The sequence below is a fragment of the Polynucleobacter difficilis genome (assembly GCF_003065365.1).
GTDB lineage: Bacteria > Pseudomonadota > Gammaproteobacteria > Burkholderiales > Burkholderiaceae > Polynucleobacter > Polynucleobacter difficilis.
In genome coordinates this window covers 1-23,772 of sequence record NZ_CP023276.1, presented here as the reverse complement: position 1 = coordinate 23,772, position 23,772 = coordinate 1, and the positions used below count along the sequence as shown (strand labels likewise).

23 protein-coding genes are annotated in these 23,772 nt (G+C 49.2%); 2 read left to right on the top strand and 21 right to left on the bottom strand.

Features of this window, described 5'->3' with window-relative positions:
* Positions 1–40: 40 nt before the first annotated feature.
* Together AOC34_RS00115 and gcvH are read left to right on the top strand one after the other, a co-directional pair.
* Entirely contained in the window at positions 41–1,075 is a 1,035-nt protein-coding gene (locus AOC34_RS00115; RefSeq protein WP_199908327.1) for a fatty acid desaturase, read from the top strand.
* Between the two features lie 333 nt (positions 1,076–1,408).
* Positions 1,409–1,801 carry a glycine cleavage system protein GcvH gene (gene gcvH / locus AOC34_RS00110; RefSeq protein WP_108469947.1) on the top strand — a complete coding sequence of 131 codons (393 nt, stop codon included), beginning with the start codon at positions 1,409–1,411 and terminating at the stop codon, positions 1,799–1,801.
* On the opposite strand, the gene priA is transcribed toward gcvH, so the two are convergent.
* The 21 genes from priA to dnaA all read right to left on the bottom strand — a co-directional run bounded on the left by priA (position 1,793) and on the right by dnaA (position 23,732).
* A complete protein-coding gene (priA, locus tag AOC34_RS00105; RefSeq protein WP_108468223.1) occupies positions 1,793–3,991 on the bottom strand; it encodes a replication restart helicase PriA in 2,199 nt (732 codons plus the stop codon). The two genes, gcvH and priA, sit on opposite strands and share 9 nt — an antisense overlap.
* Before the next feature lie 221 nt (positions 3,992–4,212).
* Positions 4,213–5,319, bottom strand: coding sequence for a uroporphyrinogen decarboxylase (hemE, locus tag AOC34_RS00100; protein WP_108468222.1), 1,107 nt, complete (start codon positions 5,317–5,319; stop codon positions 4,213–4,215).
* Positions 5,320–5,333: 14 nt separating this feature from the next.
* Positions 5,334–5,750 (bottom strand): F0F1 ATP synthase subunit epsilon, encoded by a 417-nt coding sequence (locus AOC34_RS00095; RefSeq protein ID WP_108468221.1) that lies wholly within the window; start codon positions 5,748–5,750, stop codon positions 5,334–5,336.
* An 18-nt stretch (positions 5,751–5,768) separates the two neighbouring features.
* The gene (gene atpD, locus AOC34_RS00090; protein WP_108468220.1) at positions 5,769–7,169 is read right to left on the bottom strand and encodes a F0F1 ATP synthase subunit beta; all 1,401 of its coding nucleotides are present in this window, start codon (positions 7,167–7,169) and stop codon (positions 5,769–5,771) included.
* Between the two features lie 53 nt (positions 7,170–7,222).
* Complete coding sequence (gene atpG / locus AOC34_RS00085) at positions 7,223–8,092, bottom strand: F0F1 ATP synthase subunit gamma (protein ID WP_108468219.1); 870 nt, start codon at positions 8,090–8,092, stop codon at positions 7,223–7,225.
* Positions 8,093–8,109: 17 nt separating this feature from the next.
* Positions 8,110–9,651: a F0F1 ATP synthase subunit alpha gene (gene atpA, locus AOC34_RS00080; RefSeq protein ID WP_108468218.1), complete on the bottom strand. Its 1,542-nt coding sequence runs from the start codon at positions 9,649–9,651 to the stop codon at positions 8,110–8,112.
* A 42-nt stretch (positions 9,652–9,693) separates the two neighbouring features.
* Positions 9,694–10,230, bottom strand: coding sequence for a F0F1 ATP synthase subunit delta (locus AOC34_RS00075; protein WP_108468217.1), 537 nt, complete (start codon positions 10,228–10,230; stop codon positions 9,694–9,696).
* 1 nt (position 10,231) lies between these two features.
* Positions 10,232–10,702 carry a F0F1 ATP synthase subunit B gene (locus AOC34_RS00070; RefSeq protein ID WP_108468216.1) on the bottom strand — a complete coding sequence of 157 codons (471 nt, stop codon included), beginning with the start codon at positions 10,700–10,702 and terminating at the stop codon, positions 10,232–10,234.
* Between the two features lie 62 nt (positions 10,703–10,764).
* Positions 10,765–11,031, bottom strand: a complete 267-nt coding sequence (gene atpE, locus AOC34_RS00065; RefSeq protein WP_108468215.1) for a F0F1 ATP synthase subunit C — start codon at positions 11,029–11,031, stop codon at positions 10,765–10,767.
* Positions 11,032–11,073: 42 nt separating this feature from the next.
* Positions 11,074–11,943 carry a F0F1 ATP synthase subunit A gene (gene atpB, locus AOC34_RS00060; RefSeq protein WP_108468214.1) on the bottom strand — a complete coding sequence of 290 codons (870 nt, stop codon included), beginning with the start codon at positions 11,941–11,943 and terminating at the stop codon, positions 11,074–11,076.
* Between the two features lie 30 nt (positions 11,944–11,973).
* Positions 11,974–12,465 carry an ATP synthase subunit I gene (locus AOC34_RS00055; RefSeq protein ID WP_199908301.1) on the bottom strand — a complete coding sequence of 164 codons (492 nt, stop codon included), beginning with the start codon at positions 12,463–12,465 and terminating at the stop codon, positions 11,974–11,976.
* 25 nt (positions 12,466–12,490) lie between these two features.
* Positions 12,491–13,375 carry a ParB/RepB/Spo0J family partition protein gene (locus tag AOC34_RS00050; protein WP_108468213.1) on the bottom strand — a complete coding sequence of 295 codons (885 nt, stop codon included), beginning with the start codon at positions 13,373–13,375 and terminating at the stop codon, positions 12,491–12,493.
* A 13-nt stretch (positions 13,376–13,388) separates the two neighbouring features.
* On the bottom strand, positions 13,389–14,159 hold the full coding sequence (locus AOC34_RS00045) for a ParA family protein (protein WP_108468212.1): 771 nt from the start codon (positions 14,157–14,159) through the stop codon (positions 13,389–13,391).
* Between the two features lie 15 nt (positions 14,160–14,174).
* On the bottom strand, positions 14,175–14,837 hold the full coding sequence (gene rsmG / locus AOC34_RS00040; RefSeq protein WP_108468211.1) for a 16S rRNA (guanine(527)-N(7))-methyltransferase RsmG: 663 nt from the start codon (positions 14,835–14,837) through the stop codon (positions 14,175–14,177).
* Positions 14,834–16,747, bottom strand: coding sequence for a tRNA uridine-5-carboxymethylaminomethyl(34) synthesis enzyme MnmG (mnmG, locus tag AOC34_RS00035; RefSeq protein WP_108468210.1), 1,914 nt, complete (start codon positions 16,745–16,747; stop codon positions 14,834–14,836). Before mnmG ends, rsmG begins: the two co-directional genes overlap by 4 nt.
* Positions 16,748–16,849: 102 nt before the next feature.
* A complete protein-coding gene (locus AOC34_RS00030) occupies positions 16,850–17,638 on the bottom strand; it encodes a sulfite exporter TauE/SafE family protein (RefSeq protein ID WP_108468209.1) in 789 nt (262 codons plus the stop codon).
* Positions 17,639–17,679: 41 nt separating this feature from the next.
* Positions 17,680–17,892 carry a DUF3717 domain-containing protein gene (locus tag AOC34_RS00025; RefSeq protein WP_199908326.1) on the bottom strand — a complete coding sequence of 71 codons (213 nt, stop codon included), beginning with the start codon at positions 17,890–17,892 and terminating at the stop codon, positions 17,680–17,682.
* 9 nt (positions 17,893–17,901) lie between these two features.
* Positions 17,902–18,396, bottom strand: coding sequence for an SET domain-containing protein (locus AOC34_RS00020; RefSeq protein ID WP_108468207.1), 495 nt, complete (start codon positions 18,394–18,396; stop codon positions 17,902–17,904).
* Positions 18,397–18,399: 3 nt separating this feature from the next.
* On the bottom strand, positions 18,400–20,898 hold the full coding sequence (gene gyrB, locus AOC34_RS00015; RefSeq protein WP_108468206.1) for a DNA topoisomerase (ATP-hydrolyzing) subunit B: 2,499 nt from the start codon (positions 20,896–20,898) through the stop codon (positions 18,400–18,402).
* An 11-nt stretch (positions 20,899–20,909) separates the two neighbouring features.
* Complete coding sequence (dnaN, locus tag AOC34_RS00010; protein ID WP_108468205.1) at positions 20,910–22,025, bottom strand: DNA polymerase III subunit beta; 1,116 nt, start codon at positions 22,023–22,025, stop codon at positions 20,910–20,912.
* Between the two features lie 261 nt (positions 22,026–22,286).
* Entirely contained in the window at positions 22,287–23,732 is a 1,446-nt protein-coding gene (dnaA, locus tag AOC34_RS00005; RefSeq protein WP_108468204.1) for a chromosomal replication initiator protein DnaA, read from the bottom strand.
* Positions 23,733–23,772: the final 40 nt, after the last annotated feature.

Genomic DNA, 23,772 nt, shown 5'->3' with positions numbered 1-23,772 from the left:
CTTGCCACACCGCAAAATCATTCGGAGCTGGCTGATTCCGATGGCAGAAGGCCAAACCGGCAGGGCATTGTTGCTCTTGTTGATCGACGCAGCCCTCTGGCTTGGAGCGATTGCAGCTACTATATTTGTTGAAAGCATCATTCTCAAGATCGTATTTGGTGTAATCGCCGGCTTTGTTACCGGCCGCATCTTCATCTTGGGGCACGATGCCTGCCACCAAAGCTTTACACCAAACCGCGAGCTCAATAAAGTATTGGGCCGCATTGCCTTTTTGCCCTCCCTTACGCCATACAGCTTGTGGGACGTTGGCCATAACGTCGTTCACCATGGACAAACCGATTTAAAAGGCTTTGATTTTGTGTGGGCACCGCTCTCCAAAGCCGAGTTTGATGCCCTGCCAGCATGGCGCAAAAGCCTTGAGCGCCTTTACCGCAGTGGCTGGGGGCCGGTCTTCTATTATTTAATCGAAATTTGGTGGAGACGTGAATACTTCCCCAATGCTCAGAATAAGCCGGGCGATCGCCCTATCTTCCTTAAAGACAATCTCCTGGTCACCGGCTTTGCGATTGTGTGGATTGCTTGCCTGATCGCCGGAGCCTTAGCTACTGGTCAGTCGGTTTGGATTGGCCTTTTAACTGGATTTGTGCTGCCATTCTTGTTTTGGAATGGCATGATCGGTTTTGTTGTCTACGTACACCATACCCACCCCTCCGTCTCTTGGTATGACAAAAAGTCGGAATGGCTACGCGCGCAACCCTTTGTGTCGACCACAGTACACCTGACGTTTGGCTTTTACTGGGGCGCCTTAATGCACCACATCATGGAGCATACCGCCCACCACGTTGATATGAGCGTGCCCCTATATCGCCTCCAAGAAGCCCAAAATACCCTTGAAACACTGCTGCCAGAGCGTATTTTCATTCAAAAATTCTCGTGGAAGTGGTATTTCGATACAGCCCGCAAATGCAAGCTCTATGACTTTGAGAATAAGGCTTGGCTGGACTTTGATGGCAATAAAACAGCGGATTCAGTGCGCGTGATGCTAACCCCTGCTCCCGTAGGGCAAACAGGGTAAAATAGAGCTTTAGTAGATTAGTTGGCCAGCTTACCCATGACTACCACCGCACCTGAATCAACGCAAGATACATCCCAGAGCTTAAAGTTTTGCTCTTCTTGCAGTCGAGAAAAGCGCCTTGAAGGCGGGACCTGGATCCCAACAAGTAACCGCAAGCAACGCTGGATTTGCGCAAGCTGTTTGTATAACCGCACCCACCGTACAGGCTCGGCTAAAACCTAAGCTTTAGTCCCCTATCTTCGTTTGGCATTGCGCTATGGCGTAATCCAACGGCCTCTCGATTCAACCCCAAACAACACAGCCCGTACTTTTGTAACTCAGGCAAGCACAGACATGACGAACGCAAAGCCCAATTACCTTTTTGCCGACACCCATGAGTGGGCAGATCTTCAATCCGACGGCCTCGTCTGGGTTGGCATTAGTGATCATGCTCAAATCGCTTTAGGTGATGTTGTTTTTCTGGAGACTCCCGCTGTTGGAGCGGTGGTTGAGCAAGGTAACGCATGCGCCGTTATTGAATCGGTGAAGGCGGCGAGTGACATTCATGCTCCGGTATCCGGAACCGTGGTTGCAGTTAATTCAGCGGCCATTGACGCACCCGAAACAATTAATCAGGACCCGTACGGAACTTGGTTATTTAAAATCCAAACTGTCAGCGTTGAATCTCAAACGCAAGAGCTTGCGCGCCTTCATTCCCTCGCGCAATACGAATCCACATTAAATTAAGAGCGGGTCGCGCTCAATTAACCAGCGCACTCGGCTACCAATGCTGATGCGTCCTTGCGATGATCTGCGCAATACCTGATCGAGCTGCGTTAATGCCTGCTGTAGATTTTTTCGGCTATCGCTTTCAATTACAAGCTGGGCTCTTTCCATGCTGCTGACACGCACAATGGATTTTGGAACCGGGTCATACATCCGAACTCCATCTGGAAAATCTATCTCCCTACGAACGGTTTTTTTAATGTCCGCTAAAAACTGAATTGCAGTACTGATGTTTTTTGCTTCAGCGTGTATTAGCGCTTGAAAACTATAGGGCGGCAATAGGGCATCTTTACGTTCAGCCGCAATGTGCCCTAAAAATCCATCGACGTCATGCCCTAATACGTGACGAAATACGGGCAGATCGGGATAGCGCGTTTCGATGCAGATCTCACCTGCGTCATCCTGCTCTTTGCTGGCACGCCCAGCGCGCCCAGCAACCTGCACGAGCTGTGCAAACAACCGCTCAGCCGCTCTATAGTCCTGCGAGAAAAGTCGACTGTCTGCATCGATCACAGCAACAAGACCAATGTTTTGATAATCATGGCCTTTGGCAATCATCTGGGTGCCCACAATGATGTCGGCAGTACCGTCATGTATTTGTTCAAAGAGGCCTTCGGCATTCGCACTTTTCTTACTGGAGTCTGCATCGATTCGAAGGACTTTTGCATTTGGCCACTGGGCTTGTATGTAATCTTCCATCTGTTGGGTGCCTTGCCCAATGGTGCCGAGCTCTGCGTTGCCGCATTCTGGGCAAAAGGGTGGCACCTCTTTGATGAGTCCGCAATGGTGACAGTTCAATACTGCTTTTTTACCGAGGATACTGGACTTATGCATCACCATATAGGAGGAGCATTTGCTGCAGCCCGATAACCAACTGCATGCAGAGCAACTGAGTATGGGCGCATAACCGCGTCGATTGATTAATACCAGGCTTTGCTTTTTTTGCAGCAGGTTCCGTGTAACAGCATTGCGTACCTCGGATGATATGAGGTGTGGATTCCCCGGCGAACTGGCTGTGCCTGTTTTATTCAAGCGCACGAGTTTTACCTTTGGCATCACTGAACTCACTGCGCGCGTATCAAGCCGAATGCGTTCATAGCGTCCGTCTTCAGCAGCAAGCCATGTTTCCAATGATGGCGTAGCCGACGCCAACACTACCGGTATTGCTAATTGATGGGCTCGCCACACACAGAGATCTCTGGCCGAATAGCGCGTTCCCTCTTGCTGTTTATACGATGCATCATGTTCTTCATCTACCACGATTGCCTTCAAATTTGGTATTGCTGCAAGTGCAGCCAATCGCGTACCTAAAATAATTTGCGCCTTGCCCAGGGCGGCTTCTTGCCATGCGATGCCACGGCGTTTTTCAGTGAGTCCACTGTGCATCACTGCAATGCGCTTATCGGGGAAAAATTCTGCAATGCGTTTTTCTAGTTGTGGCGTGAGGTTAATTTCTGGAACCAAAATCAATGCTTGATCGTCGTCGCTTCGCAGCGCTGCCTTAATCCAGTTCAGGTAAACGGCCGTCTTTCCGGAGCCGGTTTTACCTTGCAAGAGGATGGCGCGATATTTCTGCTCGGCATTAGCATCGCCCATGAGGTGGTGAAGCGCTTTGGTTTGTTCTGCGTTTAATTGGTCTTTCTGTATTCCGGAAGGGGGCTCGGGCACTTCGGCCTTTTGTTCTACAGCCGCCTTTTTATTGCTGGTCTTTTTTGCGGGCTTTAATTCGTTATCATCTGCTTTCTGTGTAAGTGCCTGCCATTTTTTGGGTTTTTTCCAATACGCCGGTATGGATGGCAATGCAATTTCACCTAAGGTGCTGAAGTAATACTGGCTAGCAAAGTTAAGCATGCCTAAGGTCTTGCTGTCCAAAGGGGGCAAGGGCGCCCGTTGGCTTACTTTCCTTAATTTAGAATGCTCATAATCTGAGTGATTACTTACTTTTATTACTATAGCGACTGTATTGGCCCTGCCAAAAGGCACCTCAACCAACTGGCCTATTGTGGGCATGCAGCCCAATTCATCTGCATCCCATATGTAATCAAAGCCCTGAACTAAAGGCTTATCCAGCACCACCTGCACGTAGCAATGCCGCGATACTTTATTGGTATCGCTCTGCTGCTGATCTGTGGATAAGTCTGTGGATATCATTTGTCTGTGGTGCTTTTTGCTATTTTCACCTTGAAATGCACCAAGAATGCTCTTTTTAACTAAACTACTATAAATTCAATTAAATCAATTACTTATGTCTTAATTTCGATAAATTAATTGAAAATTAACTGCAATCCCACTGAATTAATTTTTGCACTGCTAGCTGTGCATAACCTGAGGCGGGCAGGTAAGTAAACGCTTCTTTACGTCAACAATTGGGATTATCGGCGAAGTTTTTGCGAATGCTCAATAACCGCTTGGGCTAGGGCAGTGACGCTTTCGGGAGGGGTAAATTGGGAAATGCCATGGCCCAGATTAAAAACGTGGCCATCTAAGGGATGCAGTCCGGGCTTTAATGCTGGCGCACCAGCCAAATCAGTCAGCAACTTACCTGCTTCTTGGGCAATCTTCTCTGGGCTAGAAAACAGAATTAATGGGTCTAGGTTTCCTTGAATCGCCAGTGGCTTGCCGGCTGCCAAGAGGGCTTTACGAGCACGGCTTAAGGAAATAGTCCAATCGAGCCCAATCGCATCTGCGCCAACCTGGGCCATGTCTTCAATCCACAGACCGCCGCCTTTGGTGAAAATGATGACCGGGATGCGTTGACCTTCGTGTTCTCTGGGCAACAGGGCAATTACTTTTTGCATCGCAGCCAACGATACCTGCTGGTACCAACCGTCTGGCAGCATGCCGCCCCACGTATCAAAGATCATTAGGGCTTGCGCTCCTGCCTTCACTTGCTCTGTGAGATAAGCAGCGACCGACTGAATATTAACCTCGAGAATGCGCTCCAATAAATCGGGGCGATCAAACATCATGGTTTTAGCGTGACGAAATTCATCGGCGCTTGAGCCATCAATCATGTAGCACGCCAAGGTCCAAGGGCTTCCTGAAAAGCCAATCAAGGGCACACGTTGCTTACTATCTTGAATTAATGCTTTACGAATTTCAGATACGGCATCAAACACGTAGGTCAACTCACCCATGTCCGCAACGCGTAATTTTTTTACGTCCGCCTCGGTGCGCAGTGGGTGCTGGAAGCTGGGGCCTTCGCCTGCCGTAAATTGCAATCCAAGCCCCATCGCATCCGGGATCGTCAAAATGTCCGAAAACAAAATGGCCGCATCCAGTGGATAGCGATCCAAAGGCTGAAGGGTGACTTCCGTTGCGTATGCCGGGGTTTTAGCAAGGCTTAAAAAACTACCGGCCTTTGCCCGTGTCGCATTGTATTCAGGGAGATAGCGTCCTGCTTGACGCATTAGCCACAGCGGCGTGCGATCAACCGACTGTCCAAGACAGGCTTTAATAAACCGATCGTTTAGAAGCATGTGCCGATGAAGACTTATCTTTTGCGCCGAAACCGGGCAATAGCTGCTAACTGTGCAGCAGCCATAGCAAATTCAGATTGCGCTAAGGCCAAATCAAAATCGCTGCCGCGATTTTGCATGGCCTCTTCTGCACGCTTTTTTGCCTCAAGGGCTTTTGCTTCATCTAAATCATGGCCACGAATGGCCGTATCGGCAAGCACTGTGACGTGATCAGGCTGCACCTCTAAGTAGCCGCCTGCCACGAAAACAAATTCTTCATCACCATCGGCTTTTTCAATGCGCACCGAACCAGGGCGAATGCGCGTTATTAGCGGGGTGTGCCCACGCAAAATGCCGAGCTCACCATTTTCTCCGGGGAGGGCAACAAACTTTGCCTCTCCACTAAAAATGGATTGCTCCGCACTAACAACATCGACGCGAATGGTAGACATGGTTTCCTTGGTGTTCGATTAAAGCTTCTTGGCTTTCTCAATGGCCTCATCAATTGAGCCCACCATATAGAATGCCTGCTCTGGCAAATGATCCAGCTCGCCACTGACAATCATCTTAAAGCCGCGAATGGTCTCTTTCAGTGGAACGTACTTTCCTGGTGATCCAGTAAATACCTCGGCCACGTGGAAGGGCTGGGACAAGAAACGTTGAATCTTACGGGCACGGGCTACGGCCAACTTATCGTCTGGTGACAATTCGTCCATGCCCAAAATCGCAATAATGTCACGCAACTCTTTATAGCGCTGCAATGTCATTTGTACACCCCGCGCTACTTCATAGTGCTCTTGACCTACAACTTGTGGGTCAAGCTGGCGGCTAGTGGAGTCCAGCGGATCAACCGCAGGATAAATACCCAAAGCAGCAATGTCGCGCGATAACACGACGGTGGAATCCAAATGCAAGAAGGTTGTTGCTGGGGATGGATCTGTTAAGTCATCAGCAGGAACATAGACGGCCTGAATCGATGTGACAGAACCTGTTTTGGTCGATGTAATGCGCTCTTGCAATTTACCCATTTCTTCCGCAAGCGTTGGCTGATAGCCCACCGCGGAAGGCATACGGCCCAATAGCGCCGACACCTCGGTACCAGCCAGGGTGTAGCGATAAATGTTATCTACGAAGAAGAGAATGTCACGACCCTCATCGCGGAAGGCTTCGGCCATAGTCAAGCCAGTTAAAGCTACGCGCAAACGATTGCCAGGAGGCTCATTCATCTGACCAAATACCATTGCTACCTTATCGATAACATTGGACTCTTTCATTTCGTGATAAAAGTCATTTCCTTCGCGGGTACGCTCACCTACACCAGCAAACACGGATAAACCGGAGTGCTGTTTTGCGATGTTATTAATCAGCTCCATCATGTTCACGGTTTTGCCCACACCCGCACCACCGAATAAACCAACTTTTCCGCCTTTGGCAAATGGACAAACTAAGTCAATAACCTTAATGCCGGTTTCTAATAAATCAATCGATGGTGATAATTCGTCAAACTTTGGTGCTGGCTGGTGAATTGCGCGGCGCTCTTGAGTAGCAATAGGGCCGGCATCATCAATAGGACGGCCTAAAACATCCATAATGCGACCGAGTGTTGCTGGGCCAACAGGGACAGAAATGGCCTTACCTGTTGACGCCACTTCCATGCCGCGACGCAGGCCATCGCTTGCGCCCATGGCAATTGCGCGTACTACACCATCGCCAATTTGTTGCTGTACTTCAAAGGTCAAGCCTTTTTCAACAAATGATTTTTCACCGCTCTCGACCAATGTCAAGGCATCATAAATATTTGGCATGCTGTCACGCGGGAACTGAATGTCCACTACAGGACCAATACACTGCACGATATTTCCGTTACTCATCGCATCTCTCCGATTTATTCCTAAATTCTGTCGTACTTCTAAATGCAGCCAGCTTAAACCGCTGCCGCTCCACCAACAATCTCTGAAAGCTCTTTTGTAATCGCGGCCTGACGGGTTTTGTTGTATTCCAATTGCAACTCGCCAATGACATTCTTCGCATTGTCGGACGCTGCCTTCATTGAAACCATCCGTGCAGATTGCTCTGAGGCCATGTTTTCTGCAACCGCCTGATAAATTAAAGCCTCAACATAGCGCTTTAGCAGGCCGTCCAAAATCGTCTCGGCATCGGGCTCATAAATATAGTCCCATGATGCTGCCTTATCTTTGCCGGCGGCAATCGCAGTGGAGGCAAGCGGCAAGATCTTTTCTAATACGGGCTCTTGTTTCATCGCGTTCACAAAGCGTGTGTATGCAAGATAAACCTCATCTACTTCGCCGCGCTCAAAGGCCTTGAGCTGTGCAGTAATGGCGCCTATCAAGGTGTCCATATGAGGCGTGTCGCCTAATTGAATCGTTTCTGACAGCAACTTTGCTTTTGAGCGATTTAAAAATTGCAATCCTTTAGAGCCAATAGCTGTAAATTCAATGCCAATCTTCTTTTCTTGCATTTCACGAACTTGGTTTGTAATCAGGCGCAATATATTGGTATTGAGACCGCCGCAGAGGCCTTTGTCCGTGCTTACCAAAATTGTCCCTATATTCTTAACCTCGCGCTCCACCATATAAGTAGGGCGGTACTCGGGATTTGCTTCCGCTAAATTAGCAGCGATTTCCCTAATTTTTTCAGAATAGGGGCGTGCATTGCGCATACGCTCTTGGGCACGCCGCATCTTCGATGCAGCGACCATTTCCATTGCCTTCGTGATCTTGCGCGTGTTTTGCACGCTCTTGATCTTAGACCGTATCTCTTTTGTACTTGCCATGATGTATGCGTTCCCTCTTAGAAGGAGGCCGAGCGCTTGTAGTCCTCAATTGCAGCACGTAAAGCAGCTTCATCGTCTTTGCTCAAGTCTTTCGTTTCTTCAATGCGTCCAACTAAGTCTGCATATTTTGATTTGAGGTGATCTTGCAAGCCTTTTTCAAACGCCAATACATGCTTTACTTCGAGATCGTCAAAGTAGCCGTTATTCATTGCATAAAGTGAGGCCGCCATTTCCCAAACTTGCAAAGGCTTGTACTGCGCCTGTTTACACAACTCTGTAACGCGCTTGCCACGCTCGAGCTGTTTGCGAGTTGCATCATCAAGGTCAGATGCAAACTGTGCAAACGCAGCTAACTCACGGTACTGCGCCAAGTCAGTACGAATACCGCCAGACAGTTTTTTAATTACTTTGGTTTGTGCAGCGCCACCCACGCGGGATACTGAAATACCAGCGTTAATCGCTGGGCGTACGCCCGCATTAAAGAGGTCGGTCTCTAAGAAGATCTGACCGTCGGTAATCGAAATTACGTTGGTTGGGACGAAGGCAGATACGTCACCCGCTTGGGTTTCAATAATGGGTAGGGCTGTTAGTGAGCCGGTCTTGCCTTTTACAGCGCCATTGGTGAACTTCTCAACGTAATCGGCGTTCACACGAGCAGCGCGCTCTAATAAACGGGAGTGGAGATAAAACACGTCGCCGGGATATGCTTCGCGGCCTGGTGGGCGGCGGAGTAACAAGGAAATTTGACGATAGGCAACGGCTTGCTTAGTTAAGTCGTCATACACAATCAAAGCATCTTCACCACGATCGCGGAAATATTCACCCATGGTGCAACCAGCATATGCAGAGAGGTATTGCATTGCGGCGGATTCCGATGCGCTAGCAGCAACTACTACGGTGTATTCCATTGCGCCGAGCTCTGTTAGCTTGCGCACTACGTTAGCAATGGTAGATGCTTTTTGACCAATCGCAACATAAACGCAATAGACGCCTTTGCCTTTTTGGTTAATGATTGCATCCACAGCAACTGCGGTCTTACCAGTCTGGCGGTCGCCAATGATGAGCTCGCGCTGACCGCGGCCAATTGGAACCATGGCATCAATCGCTTTCAAACCAGTTTGTACTGGCTGGCTAACCGATTGACGAGCGATTACGCCTGGAGCTACTTTTTCAATAAAGTCGGTTAACTTAGCGTTTACTGGGCCCTTGCCGTCGATCGGCTGACCAAGGGCGTTTACAACGCGGCCGAGTAGTTCCGGACCAACTGGAACTTCTAAGATGCGTCCTGTGCATTTAACTGGATCGCCTTCTTTGATATGGGTGTACTCACCCAGCACCACCGCACCGACTGAATCACGCTCTAAGTTCAGCGCAAGGCCGATGGTGTTGCCAGGGAACTCCAACATTTCTCCTTGCATCACGCCAGACAAACCATATACGCGGCAAATACCGTCGGTTACTGAAATAACGGTGCCTTGGTTGCGCAGCTGGGAGTCAACTCCCATTTCACTAATTCGGCTCTTGATCAGTTCGCTGATCTCGGAAGGGTTCAGTTGCATCAATTACTCCTGGATATTATTTCGTATGTTCTTAGTAAAAGGTTATGCGCTTAGGCTTGCTTGCATTGTGGCCAACTGGGCCTTAACTGTGCTGTCCAATACCTCATCACCAACTTGAATGCGGACGCCGCCAATTAAGCTGGGGTCCACTTCAATCGTTGGGCGCAACTCCTTACCGCCAAAGCGCTTTTTCAAGCTCGCCAACAAACTGTTTAATGCATCACCTTCAAGCGGAAACGCACTGGTAATGAGAATCTCTGCAGCGCCTTCACTTTGATTTTTCAACAACTCAAATTGGGCTGCAATTTCGGGTAATGCTGCCAAGCGATGGTTTTGATTAATCAAACGCAAAAAAGCGCTAACTTTGTCGTCCAATTTAGTCTTAACCATTCCGCTCAGTAGCTTGCTGAGATCTTCTGCCGAAATTTTAGGATTATTGGCTAACACCGACACATCCGGCATCGCCGCCAACTGCGCAAGTTCAGTTAACTGAACCATTGAAGAGCCCAGATCTGCAGGCTTAACGCTTGAGAAAAGCGCCTCAGCGTAGGGGCGTGCAATGGTAGCTAAATCAGCCATATTAGAGCTCTGCCTTGAGTTGGTCTAGCAACGCAGCGTGCGCCTTTGGATCCACTTCACGGCGCAAAATTTGCTCGGCACCGCGCACAGCCAGGCTTGCAACTTCGGCTCGCAACACATCGCGCGCCCGGGAAACTTGCTGTTCTGCGTCTTGCTTTGCTTGATTGATAATACGGGCTGCCTCGGCTTGTGCATTACTTCGAATCTCATCCGCACTAAGCTGTGCGCGCTTTTCTGCTTCGGCTACGCGCTGTCCGCCTTCTTGACGGGCACGCACTAACTCTTCCTCGGCCAGTTTTGATGCGGAGGCAAGATCAGCCTTACCACGCTCAGCAGCTGCTAAGCCTTCTGCAACTTTGGTGGCGCGCTCGTCCAAGGCTTTTACTAAGGGTGGCCACACAAAGCGTGCAACTACCCACCATAAAATGAAAAAGACGATCATTTGCGCGAATAGGGTCGCGTTCAGATTCACGGTATTCCTTTCGGTATTGTTAAGAGCGTGCGGACGACACAGTGTTGTCCGCGTCAGAACAATTACTTAATGACGGCCAATAATGGGTTTGCAAACGCAAACAACATTGCAACACCGACGCCGATCAAGAAAGCAGCGTCAATCAGGCCGGCTAACAAGAACATTTTGGTTTGCAGTTCATTCATTAACTCGGGCTGACGTGCGGCGCCTTCAATAAATTTTCCGCCCATAAGGCCAATGCCTAGACATGCGCCTAGTGCGCCCAAACCAATAATGAGGCCGATGCCGATTGCAGTTAAACCTTGAATGTTTGCTAAAAATTCTTGCATGATGACTCCTGAGTAATAAAAGTGGTAATAAAAATAAAACGGTTAATGGTGGCTGTGTGCCTGGCCGATGTAGACCAAAGTCAACATCATAAAAATAAAAGCTTGTAACAAAATAACAAGGATGTGAAATATTGCCCAGGCAGACCCTGCAATGACGTGCCCAACAAGGCCAAGCACACTCAGGTCGAGACTAAAGGTCCAAATGCTTCCCAGCAAGGCGATGAGCAAGAAAATTAGCTCGCCCGCATACATATTTCCGAACAACCGCATGCCTAAGGAAACCCCTTTGGCGATGTACTCGATTATGTTTAGAACAAGGTTGAATGGGGCCAAATACCACTTTGCTCCAAATGGTGCGGATAGAAGCTCGTGTACAAACCCTCCTAAGCCCTTTACCTTGAAGCTGTAGTAAAAAACCAGCAACAAAACCGCGAAAGACATGCCTAAAGTCGCATTTAAATCGGTCGTCGGGACTAGCTTATGGTGCGGCACATGAATGCCAAAATTTTCAAAGAAGTGGTTCACGCCTACCACCCAATCTACGGGAACAAGATCCAGCGTGTTTAACAAAATGATCCAGCAGAATACAAAAAGCGCCAGAGGTGCAATGTAGCTTCGGTCGCCGTGAACAATGCTTTTGGATTGCGTTTCAACCATTTCGACTAGCATTTCGATTAACGCCTGGAAGCGTCCAGGCACTCCCGGGCTTGCGCGCCGTGCGGCAAGGAGCAAAAATCCAACCGTTAATAGGCCCATTGCGAGGGTCCAAAAAATAGTGTCTAAATTAATTACGCTGAAATCAATAATTGACGTTTGGGCTCCGCCAATATTGTTTAAATTTTGCAAATGCTCTGCAATGTACGCTGTTGGCGTTAATGGCTCATTAGGAGCTCCAGTTACTGCACTTGCCATCGTAAGCAATTCCTTTTTACAAAATGCTGTTTAACGCCAAAACAATCCCAGCAGATAACATTTAAGCGTGACTATGTAAGTCAGCAACAGCGGTATCCACTTTAATTCTGCGTAATTAAACGCCAACCAAATAAACATTGCGATTGTAGCGGTAATTTTTATTACTTCACCAGAAACAAGCGCTGACAAAAAACCGCCAGAAGTAAGACGCTGTGCACGCCTTGCAATCTCTAAACGGAGCAAAAATAGCGCCGCAGGCAAAACACCAATTAACCCACCTAAAAATGCCGAGTAAGTATAAACGCTAATGCGTCCGTCGTCCCAAAAAATAAAAGCAATGAGCGCGCCGAAGATTGTTGCAAGCATTTGACCAGCGACTACCCGCCATGGCAAGGTCCATCTGCTTTTGTCTGAGTTGGCTTGCAATAGTGCTTGCATTTCTTCGCCACTATAGACCCGATATGGCTGCTCTGGCTCCTTCCACGGGTCATCGGCGTTCGGTTGATCGCTTGAGGCTTTCAAATATATCCCTTGACTTATCTTGTGCTTACGTTTCAATACCTAGTTTTTTTAAAAGGGCATCCAGTTCGTCTGCTTTACTGAAACGAATCCGCAGCTCCCCACCTTTGCCTTTAAGCTTAAATTCGGCGCTGAGGCCAATTAAATCCGCAATTTCGCGTGATAAACGCTGTAAGTCTGGATCCGCCGCCGGGGAGTCGGCCCCTTTTTTGAGCTGCTTCGTACCGATTTGCCCGCCAGCCCGAGCCAGCACAACTGCGAGTCGCTCGGCTTCGCGCACCGAAAGCCCTTGGGCAATGATTTTTTGCGCCAAGGCAACCTGGCTCGCCCCCGGCAGAGGGAGCAGGGCGCGCGCATGGCCCATGTCTATATCGCCTGCCAACAGCATTGCCTGAACTGGCTTTGCCAGTTGGGTCAGACGCAATAGGTTGCTAACGGCGCTTCTTGATTTGCCGACAGACTTTGCTGCCTGTTCGTGTGTAAACCCAAATTCTTCAATTAGGCGCGCCAGCCCCTGCGACTCCTCTAGGGGATTTAGGTCCTCGCGCTGCATGTTTTCTATGAGCGCCATTGCCGCCGCGCCCTTATCGTCCGCCTGGGACACGAGGACCGGAACCTCGGCAAGCCCAGCTAAAGTGGCAGCCCTAAAGCGGCGCTCGCCAGCAATAATTTCGTATTTACCTGTGGAAATGGCGCGCACCAAGAGGGGTTGCATGATGCCCTGTTCGCGGATACTTTCAGCCAGCTCTTGCAGTGGGCCTGAATCCATTTTTTGGCGGGGCTGGTATTTGCCAGCCTGAAGTGCGGCGAGGGGCAGGCTTGTAATGGCGCCGCCATCTTGGGCTGGTTTTGATTTTTCTCCCAGCAAAGCCTCAAGGCCGCGGCCAAGGCCTTTTTTCTTTATTGTGCTCATGGTGTTTGATCAATCACATTTGTTGAATTCGTTGAATCATTTCCGCACCAAAATCTAAATAGGCCTTGGCACCACGGGATGACTTATCAAAAGAAACGCCCGGCAAGCCATACGAGGGTGCCTCTGCTAAACGGACGTTGCGCGGAATAATTGTTTTAAATACTTTGTCACCGAAGTGTTCCAGCAGCTGCTCCGAAACCTGTTGCTGCAAGGTCATACGCGGATCGAACATCACCCGCAACAAACCAATAATCATCAGATCCGGATTGAGATTAGCGTGCACTTGTTTGATGGTGTTTACCAAATCCGATAAGCCCTCTAGGGCAAAGTACTCGCACTGCATCGGCACAATCACGCCATTGGCTGCGCATAGGCCATTGAGCGTCAACAAGGAGAGCGCAGGCGGGCAATCAATCAAGATAAAGTCATACTCAGCGCCCACCAAGGCCAGCGCAGCTTTGAGGCGCAGCTCGCGCTCATCAAGATCGACCAACTCGATTTCTGCTCCAGCCAAATCGCGGTTTGCTGGCAAGACGTCATAGCCAGCACTCACGCAACGTTGCACACAGGCCGCTACAGTTGCTTGACCAATCAGCACTTGATACACGCTCATATCAAGCTCTGCTTTTTCAACGCCCGAGCCCATGGTTGCATTGCCCTGTGGGTCTAAATCAACCAACAGCACCCGCTGCTTATGTCCAGCCAAACCTGCGGCTAGATTCACTGCTGTCGTGGTTTTTCCAACGCCGCCTTTTTGATTTGCAATACAGAATATTTTGGCCATGGTTTTTATTTGCCCTTAAAAAGTGATTTTCGCATGGGGCGTAAAGACCAAAAGTCGCCGCTCTGCTGTGCTGTTGGGTATAACTACAAAGCGGTCTGCCACAAGACGCCAGCGCGCGGTCGATACAGCCAAGAGCTCCTCGTCCGCTCGCTTTGCCTTCATGGCAAAAACCAAGCCGCCCGGCTTCAAGAATGGCTCTGCCAGATCTAAAAAACGATCTAGGCTTGTAAAGGCTCTGGATATGACCGCATCGTATTTGCCTGGCTCTTGGCTTGCGACATGCTCCACGCGATCGCTGTAAATTGATGCATTACCAAGGCCGAGCTTGCCTTTTACGTTCTGCAAAAAGGCTGTTTTCTTGCGAACCGCCTCAATTAGGCTAATGCTCCAATTGGGCTCTGCAATGGCAATGGGGATTGCCGGCAAACCCCCGCCAGACCCAAGGTCTGCAATTTGGACTTGTGTTGGCGGCAAAAATTCACGCATTATTGGTAAAATTGCAATAGAATCAATGAGATGCAGATCAATACTGGCTTGATCGCCCTCAACCGAGGTTAGGTTATGCACACGATTCCAGCGCTCGAGCTCCTGCAGAAAGGTATTTAAATCGGCCACCTGCTTCTGCGATAAGGCTAAGCCAAGCTCGGCAACCCCAAGCTCAAGGATTTCCGCCCTCACGCCGACTCCTGGGATTTGCCAATCCCCCGCTTTAAATGCACCAACAATAAAGAAATGGCCGCTGGGGTGACGCCAGATATGCGCGCAGCCTGCCCCAAGGTTTCTGGTTTTTGCGCGCCCAGTTTCTGCTGGACTTCTTTTGATAGCCCCCGAACCAGGCTGTAGTCCAAGAAATCTGGCAATGGATAGCCCTCATTAAACTCTTGGCGGGCAATTTCCAAGGCCTGCCGATCAATGTAGCCCGCATATTTAATCGAGATCTCAACCTGATCCTGAATTTGCTGATTTAGGTTTGGGTCCGTATCGAGCTGCGGCGTAGAACCATCATAGGCCTCAGAAAGCAGTGCGTAGGTGACCGTGGGTCGCTTCAAAATGTCGGCCAGGCTGGCCTCGTGGGACAACTCTTGCCCCAAAAGCAGGGCCAATGATTGTGCGGAGGCATGCTTTGGGCTCACCCAAGCATCCTTGAGCCGCATTGTTTCACGTGAAACAGCGTCCCTTTTCTTGCAAAAGAACGACCAGCGCGCATCATCCACCAAACCAAGGGACCTTCCAATCTCAGTTAGGCGCAAGTCAGCGTTGTCTTCTCTCAGGCTAAGCCGATACTCGGCCCGGCTTGTAAACATCCGATAGGGCTCTTGTACGCCCCGAGTAATAAGGTCGTCTACCAAAACCCCGATGTAGGACTCGCTACGCTTGGGCGCCCAAGGTGAGAGGCCCCTAGCGGCTAGCCCCGCGTTCATACCAGCAAGAAGCCCTTGGGCTGCAGCCTCTTCATACCCGGTTGTGCCATTGATTTGGCCCGCAAAATAAAGGCCCTCAATAGCCTTGGTTTCTAAACTGTGCCGCAGCTGGCGCGGATCAAAAAAATCATATTCAATGGCGTAGCCAGGGCGCACGATGGTGGCATTCTCGAGCCCACGAATGCTGCGCACCAAATCCCATTGCACATCGAAGGGCAGGCTAGTTGAGATTCCGTTCGGGTAATACTCATTTGTTGTCAGGCCCTCAGGCTCTAAAAAGATCTGATGGCTATTTTTAGAAGCAAAGCGATGGATTTTGTCTTCAATTGAAGGGCAGTAGCGCGGCCCAACACCCTCAATAACCCCCGTATACATCGGCGAACGATCCAGGCCGCCCCGAATAATGTCGTGGGTTGCCTCATTCGTATGGGTAATCCAACACGGAACCTGCCTGGGGTGCTGCTCGGGCCGCCCTAGATAGGAAAAACAGGGAACGGGGTCAAGATCGCCCGGCTGCTCCAGCATCACTGAAAAATCAATGCTTCTGCCGTCAATGCGAGGGGGGGTGCCGGTTTTTAGGCGCCCCTGTGGCAAGGCTAGGTCTTTTAGTCGCGCCGACAAGGTTAAGGCCGCAGGATCACCAGCGCGGCCGCCCGAATGACTATTCAGACCCACATGAATCTTGCCATCCAAAAACGTACCCGCCGTTAAGACAACGCGGCTAGCCGCAAACTCAAGGTCAGATTGGGTACGAACGCCAACAACGGCATTACCCACAACAAGGAGGTCGTCCACGGCAGCCTGAAATAAGCTCAAGTTCGGTTGATTTTCAAGCCTGCGCCGTATAGCTGCTTTATATAGAATGCGATCGCCCTGGGCGCGGGTTGCCCTAACTGCAGGGCCCTTACTGGCATTTAATATTCGAAACTGGATGCCCGCCTCATCGGTAGCCGCAGCCATTGCGCCACCCAAAGCGTCGATTTCTTTTACTAAGTGGCCCTTACCAATACCGCCAATCGAAGGGTTGCAGCTCATTGCGCCAAGCGTCTCAATGCTATGGGTAAGCAGCAGGGTGTCGCAGCCCATACGTGCGGAAGCCAGCGCCGCCTCGGTGCCAGCATGCCCGCCGCCAATAACAATGACATCGAATTTTTTAGAGTACCGCATGGTTTGCCTCAATAAGGGCCATGATCATATCATTTTGCCTTGTTTCACGTGAAACAAGGGCAAGCAAGTTTATACTAAAATACTTCTAATGCTTTGATTTAATTAAGAAAAATAGGCATCCCAGGCCGACTTTAAGATTAAAGCGGAAACAAAAATCAGGAAGGCCTTCCGCACGAAGCTGCTACCGTGCTTAATTGCAAGGCGGCTGCCAAAATGACTGCCCGCAATATTTGCAATCATCATTGCAAAACCAAGGGCCCAGCTAATTTTGCCCAAACCGCCCAACATAACAATCGACGCCAAATTGGTCGACACATTAACCAGCTTGGTGGCAGCAGACGCGTGCAGAAAATCAAACTGAAAAAAACGGACAAAGCCAAATAAAAGGAAGCTTCCTGTCCCAGGCCCAAAGAACCCATCGTAGAAACCCACCACCAATCCCAAACCAATCCCTTTTAGCTGTAACAGGCGGCTATGCGCCCCGGGCCGGTGATCCTGACCAAGCGATGGTTGAAAAATGGTGTAGATCAATAGAAAAAATAATAAGAACGGAAGGGCTTTGCGCAGCGGCTCGGCAGGAAACACACTAACCGCAGCGGCGCCAAAAAGCGCGCCAACAAAGCCCGCAATAATCGCAGGAACAATCAATGCCCAAGGCAGGCGTACATAACGCAAATATTTGCGAGCTGCATTAATTGTGCCGCCAATGGCCGACACCTTATTGGTACCCAACAGGGTGGCTGGCTGGACCTCAGGATATGCAGCAAAAAGAGCGGGCACTTGAATTAGGCCGCCACCGCCTGCGACCGCATCGACTAAGCCAGCAAAAAAAGAGGCCGCCAAGAGTAGGGGCCACAAGTACAAAGAAAATTCAATGGCTGTTTCAAGCAAGGCAACATCCTGCGCTCTTTAAGGGCTGTAACCAAACCACTTTACCGCGCAAGAAATACTTTCAGTGCGCTGCGCGCAGTTTCATCGAGCACATCCAGAGGAATGCGAGCAGAGCCCTGAACAATCATCATCGCGTAAGGCTTTGCTAGGGCAGAGGCTTCAGCACACAACTGGAGAGCCTCGCCCGATGCCGGGGATTGATTGCGCCAATAATTAATTGCCGCCTCTAATTCTTGAATAGACACAAACATAATGCCGCCGTCTTACTTATCGCGCTTGGCAAGCATGGTGCCTCTGCAACGCTTGGCGCCACAACGGCATTCGTAATCTTTTTTCATTTGTTTCGTGCGGCGACCCTCAACATCAAGCGAATAGTCGTAAAACAATTCTTCGCCAGGCTCTAAGTCGCGCTTAGCAAAAATAAACACGCGCGGCATATCTTTGTATGCGCCTTCTTGGGCTTCGCAATTCGGTTTACATGAATGATTAATCCAACGCGCCGCATTTCCGCCGCGATTGGCATCGATCACGTGACCACTATCCAAAGAAAAATAGAATGTGTGATTTGGCTCTTCGGGATTGTGTGGATGACGGCGTTCGGCCTCTTTCCAGCTGATCCGCTCACCCTCGTACTCAATTAGGGCGCTGCCTTTTTTAATAGCCTCTTTTGCAAACACACCCTTGCCATGGACAGGAGAGGAGCGAACAACAATCGCGCCACGCTTCACCTTAGGTAAAGACAACTTACTTTTTTTCATACATCACACATCAAGGTTGCGGGCAATCAATGCATTCTTTTCAATAAAGGCGCGACGCGGATCTACCTCATCACCCATTAGGGTGGTGAATACCTGATCTGCCACAATCGCATCTTCAATTTGGACGCGCAACAGAGTGCGAGTTGTGGTGTCCATGGTGGTTTCCCACAGCTGCTGAGGATTCATCTCACCCAAGCCCTTATAACGTTGACGACTCACAACGCGCTCAGCCTCGGACAGCAGCCAGGCAAATGCCGCGCGGAAGTCGGCAACCACTTGCTCCTTTTGTGATTTTTCAGGATCGCCGCGACGCACTCGTGAACCAGGCAACACTTTTCCGCTAAGGGCGCGAGCGGCTGCAGTCAAGCTTTGATAATCATCGCCATGAATGAAGTCTGAACTAATGGCAGACAACTTTAAGTTTCCATGAATTCGGCGTGACAAGAGAAGACGGAAACGCTCGGTCCGATCTTCCTTTTGAACAATCACCTCGGGCGCAAGCGCAAGGGAATCTAAACTTTCTTTAAGCGCCACACGCAAACGCTCGGCGGACTCTTGGGCGGCAGACTCGGTGTCGAGATTCAGTGGAATGCCAGCAGCAATAGCGCGCAAGGCATCCTCATCCATGGTGCGCGACAGACGATCCACAACCGCCTGTATGACTTGGTAGTTCCTGGCCAACTCATCCAATTCCGAGCCTTGTATTAATTCACCACCCGGGGTTTGAATCGAGGCGGACTCCAGGGCTATTTTTAATAGCAATTGATTTAATTCAGAATCATCTTTGATGTATTGTTCGTTCTTACCAAACTTCACCTTATACAGCGGGGGTTGAGCAATATAAATGTGGCCGCGCTCAATCAACTCTGGCATCTGACGGTAAAAGAAGGTTAACAACAAGGTGCGAATATGGCTGCCGTCAACGTCCGCATCGGTCATGATGATGATGCGGTGATAGCGCAACTTATCGGCCTTGTACTCTTCAATACCAATACCAGTGCCCAGCACAGTGATTAAAGTCACCACCTCTTGGCTAGCGAGCATTTTGTCAAAGCGCGCTTTTTCAACGTTCAGAATCTTTCCTTTTAAAGGAAGGATTGCCTGAAAGCGGCGATCGCGCCCCTGCTTTGCAGAACCGCCCGCAGAATCGCCCTCGACGATAAACAATTCCGATTTTTCTGGATTTTTTTCTTGGCAATCAGCCAACTTACCTGGCAGACCCAAACCATCAAGCACACCCTTGCGACGAGTCATGTCACGGGCCTTGCGGGCAGCCTCGCGCGCACGGGCTGCATCGACTATCTTGCCGCATAAGATCTTGGCGTCTGCGGGGCGCTCTTGAAGATAGGCGCTTAACGCTTCTGCCACAATCTCCTCTACCGGACCACGAACCTCACTAGAAACCAATTTGTCTTTGGTTTGACTGGAGAATTTTGGTTCAGGAACTTTTACGGATAAAACGCATGTAAGTCCCTCGCGCATATCGTCGCCCGATATTTCGACTTTAGCTTTTTTAGCAACCTCATGCTCATCAATGTACTTATTAATTACGCGCGTCATGGCTGCGCGCAAACCAGTTAAGTGGGTGCCGCCATCGCGCTGCGGAATATTGTTTGTGAAACAGAGCACCTGCTCACTAAAGCTATCATTCCATTGCATCGATACTTCAGCGGTAATTTGTCCGCCGAGATCCGATGGGCGATTACCTTCGGCATAGAAAATGTTGGGATGTAAAACGTTCTTGGTTTGGTTGATGTATTCAACAAACCCCTTTACACCACCAGAATAGGCAAAGTCCTCTTCCTGACCAGAGCGCTGATCAATTAAGCGGATGTGAACACCATTGTTTAGGAAAGAAAGTTCGCGAATGCGCTTAACTAAGATTTCATAATGAAACTCAACTTTTCCAAAAATCTCTTCGTCAGCCAAGAAATGAACTTCGGTACCTGTTTTTTCGGTAACACCTGTAACGGATATGGGTGAAATTGCTACGCCTTTTGCCTCTTCAATGTTGCGATTTTGAATCACACCACGGGCAAATTCCATGTAGTGGACTTTGCCATCGCGGCGTATGGTTAACTTCAACCACTTAGACAGGGCGTTAACGCAACTTACACCAACACCATGTAAGCCGCCAGATACCTTATAGCTGTTTTGATCAAACTTACCGCCCGCATGCAACTCGGTCATTACGATTTCGGCTGCACTACGTTTTGGATCATGCTTATCGTCGAACTTCACACCGGTCGGAACACCGCGGCCGTTGTCGACAATGGAAATCGAATTGTCGGTTTGAATAACTACGGTGATTTCAGTGCAATACCCAGCAAGAGCCTCATCAATCGAGTTATCAAGCACCTCAAATACCAAATGATGAAGACCGGTCCCATCAGATGTGTCGCCAATGTACATTCCGGGACGCTTACGAACCGCCTCTAAACCCTCCAGAATTTGAATGGATGATGCGCCGTACTGCTCTACTGCCTTTATATCTTCAGTCATATTTTTCTAATTTAAATGCGCATTGGCATTACAACGTACTTAAAGTCCTCGGACGCGGGCAAGGTAATTACAGCGCTACTGTTTGCATCACCCAGACTAATCTGAATGCGCTCCACTTTGACGTTTGCAAGGACATCAAGCAAATAACTCACATTAAAACCAATTTCAACTGAATCACCGGCATATTCCGTTTCAATATCCTCCTGAGCCTCTTCTTGTTCGGCGTTGGTCGATTGAATCGTAATGCGATTGGGTGATAGGGAAAAGCGAACACCTTTGAACTTATCGGTTGTCAAAATGGCGGCCCGTTGCAGGGCTGCCTGGAGGGTTTCACGCGCAACCACTAATGAGTTTTTATGGCCCTTTGGAATCACCCGTTGGAAATCGGGGAACTTGCCCTCGACCAGTTTTGAAATCAACTCAACATCACCAAAATTAAATTTGATTTGATTTGCGGTAAGGCTAACCTCAAGCTCGGCATCGGTGTCATCCAACAAATGTTGGCACTCCAGAATTGTTTTACGAGGGATGATAATTTCCTGATGACCACCACTACCAGCAACCGGCTGCGCTAACTCGACACGGCTGTATGCCAGTCGGTGGCCATCTGTAGCGACCGCAACAACTTCTTTACCATCAATAACCAACAACATGCCGTTGAGGTAATAACGAATATCCTGTTGCGCCATGGCGAAATGCACTTGACTGATTAATTGCTTAAATGCCTTTTGTGGCATTTTCCAACTGGCCGTCATTTCACCAACAGCTTGCATCACCGGGAATTCTGTAGCAGATAGGGTTTGTAGGGTAAAGCGGCTTTTTCCGCTCTGCACTACCAACTTTGAATCTTTTAAATTTAAAGATACTGGGCCTTCGGGTAGCGCTCGCAAAATATCCAATAACTTGCGGGCCGCAACCGTAGTTGTCATATCGGCATCACCCACACCAAAATTGGCGCTGGTTGCTATCTGAATTTCAATATCGGTAGATACAAACGAAACGCGCTCACCTGTTTTCTTAAACAACAGATTGGCCAGGATAGGAAGTGTATGTCGACGCTCAACAATGCCGCTTACGATTTGAAGTGGTTTTAATAAACTATCGCGCGATGTATTTATAAGTTGCATTGCTTTTAAATCCTTGTATATATCTAACTAGTAATAGTAATAAGCTTTAAAAAACCGGTGGATAACCCACTAAAGACTTACACAACAACCACTTATAACTAAAAAAACCTGTGTACAACTTCGGTATAAATGAAGGATAGGTTTGGGATAACTTTTTTAACTAACTCTATTTTTGCATATCAGGGCAGTTTTCCCCAATTTATACACATGTAATTTGCCCGGTTACACACAGACTCATCCACATACTTATCCACAGCCCATTTATGCCTTCAGCGTCTGCTCAATCACATGAATTTCATGGTTTAGTTGATTGTCATGGGCACGTTCTTCGGTAATTTTGCGGACCGCGTGTAAAACGGTGGTGTGATCCCGCCCACCAAACAACTCACCAATCTCAGGGAGGCTTTTTTGGGTCAGCTCTTTCGCCATAAACATAGCGATTTGGCGGGGCCTGGCAATGTTGGCCGGCCTGCGCTTGGAGTACATATCCGCTACTTTTATGTTGTAAAAGTCGGCTACGGATTTTTGAATATTTTCAACCGAAATTTGGCGGTTTTGAATCGACAGTAGGTCTTTCAGGGCGGCGCGGGCAACATCAATCGTTACATCCCGCCCATGAAAGCGCACAAACGCCAAAATCTTACGTAGCGCACCCTCAAGTTCGCGCACATTCGAGCGAAGATGCTTGGCCACGAAAAAAGCAACATCTTCCGACATTGGTATGCCTTCTGCCGCCGCCTTTTTCATCAAAATAGCGACGCGCATTTCCAGCTCAGGGGGTTCGATGGCAACCGTGAGACCAGAATCAAAACGGGAAATAAGCCGATCATCAATCCCAGCCATCTCTTTGGGGTAGGTGTCGCTGGTAATAATGACTTGTGCGCGATTACCTAAAAGGGCCTCAAACGCATAAAAGAACTCTTCTTGGGTTCGTGATTTGCCGCTAAAGAATTGAATGTCATCAATCAATAGCAGGTCTAGTGAGTGGTAATAACGCTTAAAGCGGTCAAACGCTTTCTGTTGATACGCCCGAACAACGTCGGACACATATTGTTCCGCATGGATATAACGAATGCGGGCGTTTGGTTTCTCTTTTAAAAGGTGGTTACCAATCGCATGAATTAAGTGGGTTTTGCCGAGGCCAACCCCGCCATATAAGAACATGGGGTTATAGGATGTGCCTGGGTTGTGTGCCACCTGAATGGAGGCTGCACGTGCTAATTGGTTTGCCTTACCTGTAACGAAGGTTTCAAAGGTCAACATGGGGTTGAGCTTGGAATGGTCTTCTAATTCAAAGGCGGATGACTCACCCAACTCCGCTTCTGGCGCGGCCTGTAAATAATCGGATGCCGCCGCATTTACCTCTTGGGGTCTGCTTGCGGGGGCTGTAGCCAAAGGGCTTGCGGCCGATGGGGAGCCGCCGTCATCCAAGACAAACAGTAAAGTGAAGGGCTTGCCAAAATAGCCTTGGGCAAGCTCTTGAAATCGATCGGAAAACGTTTTTTTCGTCCAATCCAACTTAAACCGGTTGGGAGCAGATATTGTAAGCAAACACTCACTCTCATCCAGACCATTTAATTTAAGGGGTTGAATCCAGGTCTTAAATTGTTGCGGGGAAAGTTCACGCAGCAAAGTAGCGGTGGCGTGATCCCAAAAGCCCAGCGGGCTTAAGGAAGAGAGGGTGATGTTATTTTCTAGATTGCTCATTTTCGGAGGGTTGATTGTAGCGATTTTCTAAAGTTATCCA

Bases quoted from the DNA above. Each gene is read 5' to 3' on its own strand.
- AOC34_RS00115 (WP_199908327.1), top strand. From the start codon at position 41: ATGGCAGAAGGCCAAACCGGCAGGGCATTGTTGCTCTTGTTGATCGAC.
- gcvH (WP_108469947.1), top strand. From the start codon at position 1,409: ATGACGAACGCAAAGCCCAATTACCTTTTTGCCGACACCCATGAGTGG.
- priA (WP_108468223.1), bottom strand. From the start codon at position 3,991: ATGATATCCACAGACTTATCCACAGATCAGCAGCAGAGCGATACCAAT.
- hemE (WP_108468222.1), bottom strand. From the start codon at position 5,319: ATGCTTCTAAACGATCGGTTTATTAAAGCCTGTCTTGGACAGTCGGTT.
- AOC34_RS00095 (WP_108468221.1), bottom strand. From the start codon at position 5,750: ATGTCTACCATTCGCGTCGATGTTGTTAGTGCGGAGCAATCCATTTTT.
- atpD (WP_108468220.1), bottom strand. From the start codon at position 7,169: ATGAGTAACGGAAATATCGTGCAGTGTATTGGTCCTGTAGTGGACATT.
- atpG (WP_108468219.1), bottom strand. From the start codon at position 8,092: ATGGCAAGTACAAAAGAGATACGGTCTAAGATCAAGAGCGTGCAAAAC.
- atpA (WP_108468218.1), bottom strand. From the start codon at position 9,651: ATGCAACTGAACCCTTCCGAGATCAGCGAACTGATCAAGAGCCGAATT.
- AOC34_RS00075 (WP_108468217.1), bottom strand. From the start codon at position 10,230: ATGGCTGATTTAGCTACCATTGCACGCCCCTACGCTGAGGCGCTTTTC.
- atpE (WP_108468215.1), bottom strand. From the start codon at position 11,031: ATGCAAGAATTTTTAGCAAACATTCAAGGTTTAACTGCAATCGGCATC.
- atpB (WP_108468214.1), bottom strand. From the start codon at position 11,943: ATGGCAAGTGCAGTAACTGGAGCTCCTAATGAGCCATTAACGCCAACA.
- AOC34_RS00050 (WP_108468213.1), bottom strand. From the start codon at position 13,375: ATGAGCACAATAAAGAAAAAAGGCCTTGGCCGCGGCCTTGAGGCTTTG.
- AOC34_RS00045 (WP_108468212.1), bottom strand. From the start codon at position 14,159: ATGGCCAAAATATTCTGTATTGCAAATCAAAAAGGCGGCGTTGGAAAA.
- mnmG (WP_108468210.1), bottom strand. From the start codon at position 16,747: ATGCGGTACTCTAAAAAATTCGATGTCATTGTTATTGGCGGCGGGCAT.
- AOC34_RS00020 (WP_108468207.1), bottom strand. From the start codon at position 18,396: ATGAAAAAAAGTAAGTTGTCTTTACCTAAGGTGAAGCGTGGCGCGATT.
- gyrB (WP_108468206.1), bottom strand. From the start codon at position 20,898: ATGACTGAAGATATAAAGGCAGTAGAGCAGTACGGCGCATCATCCATT.
- dnaN (WP_108468205.1), bottom strand. From the start codon at position 22,025: ATGCAACTTATAAATACATCGCGCGATAGTTTATTAAAACCACTTCAA.
- dnaA (WP_108468204.1), bottom strand. From the start codon at position 23,732: ATGAGCAATCTAGAAAATAACATCACCCTCTCTTCCTTAAGCCCGCTG.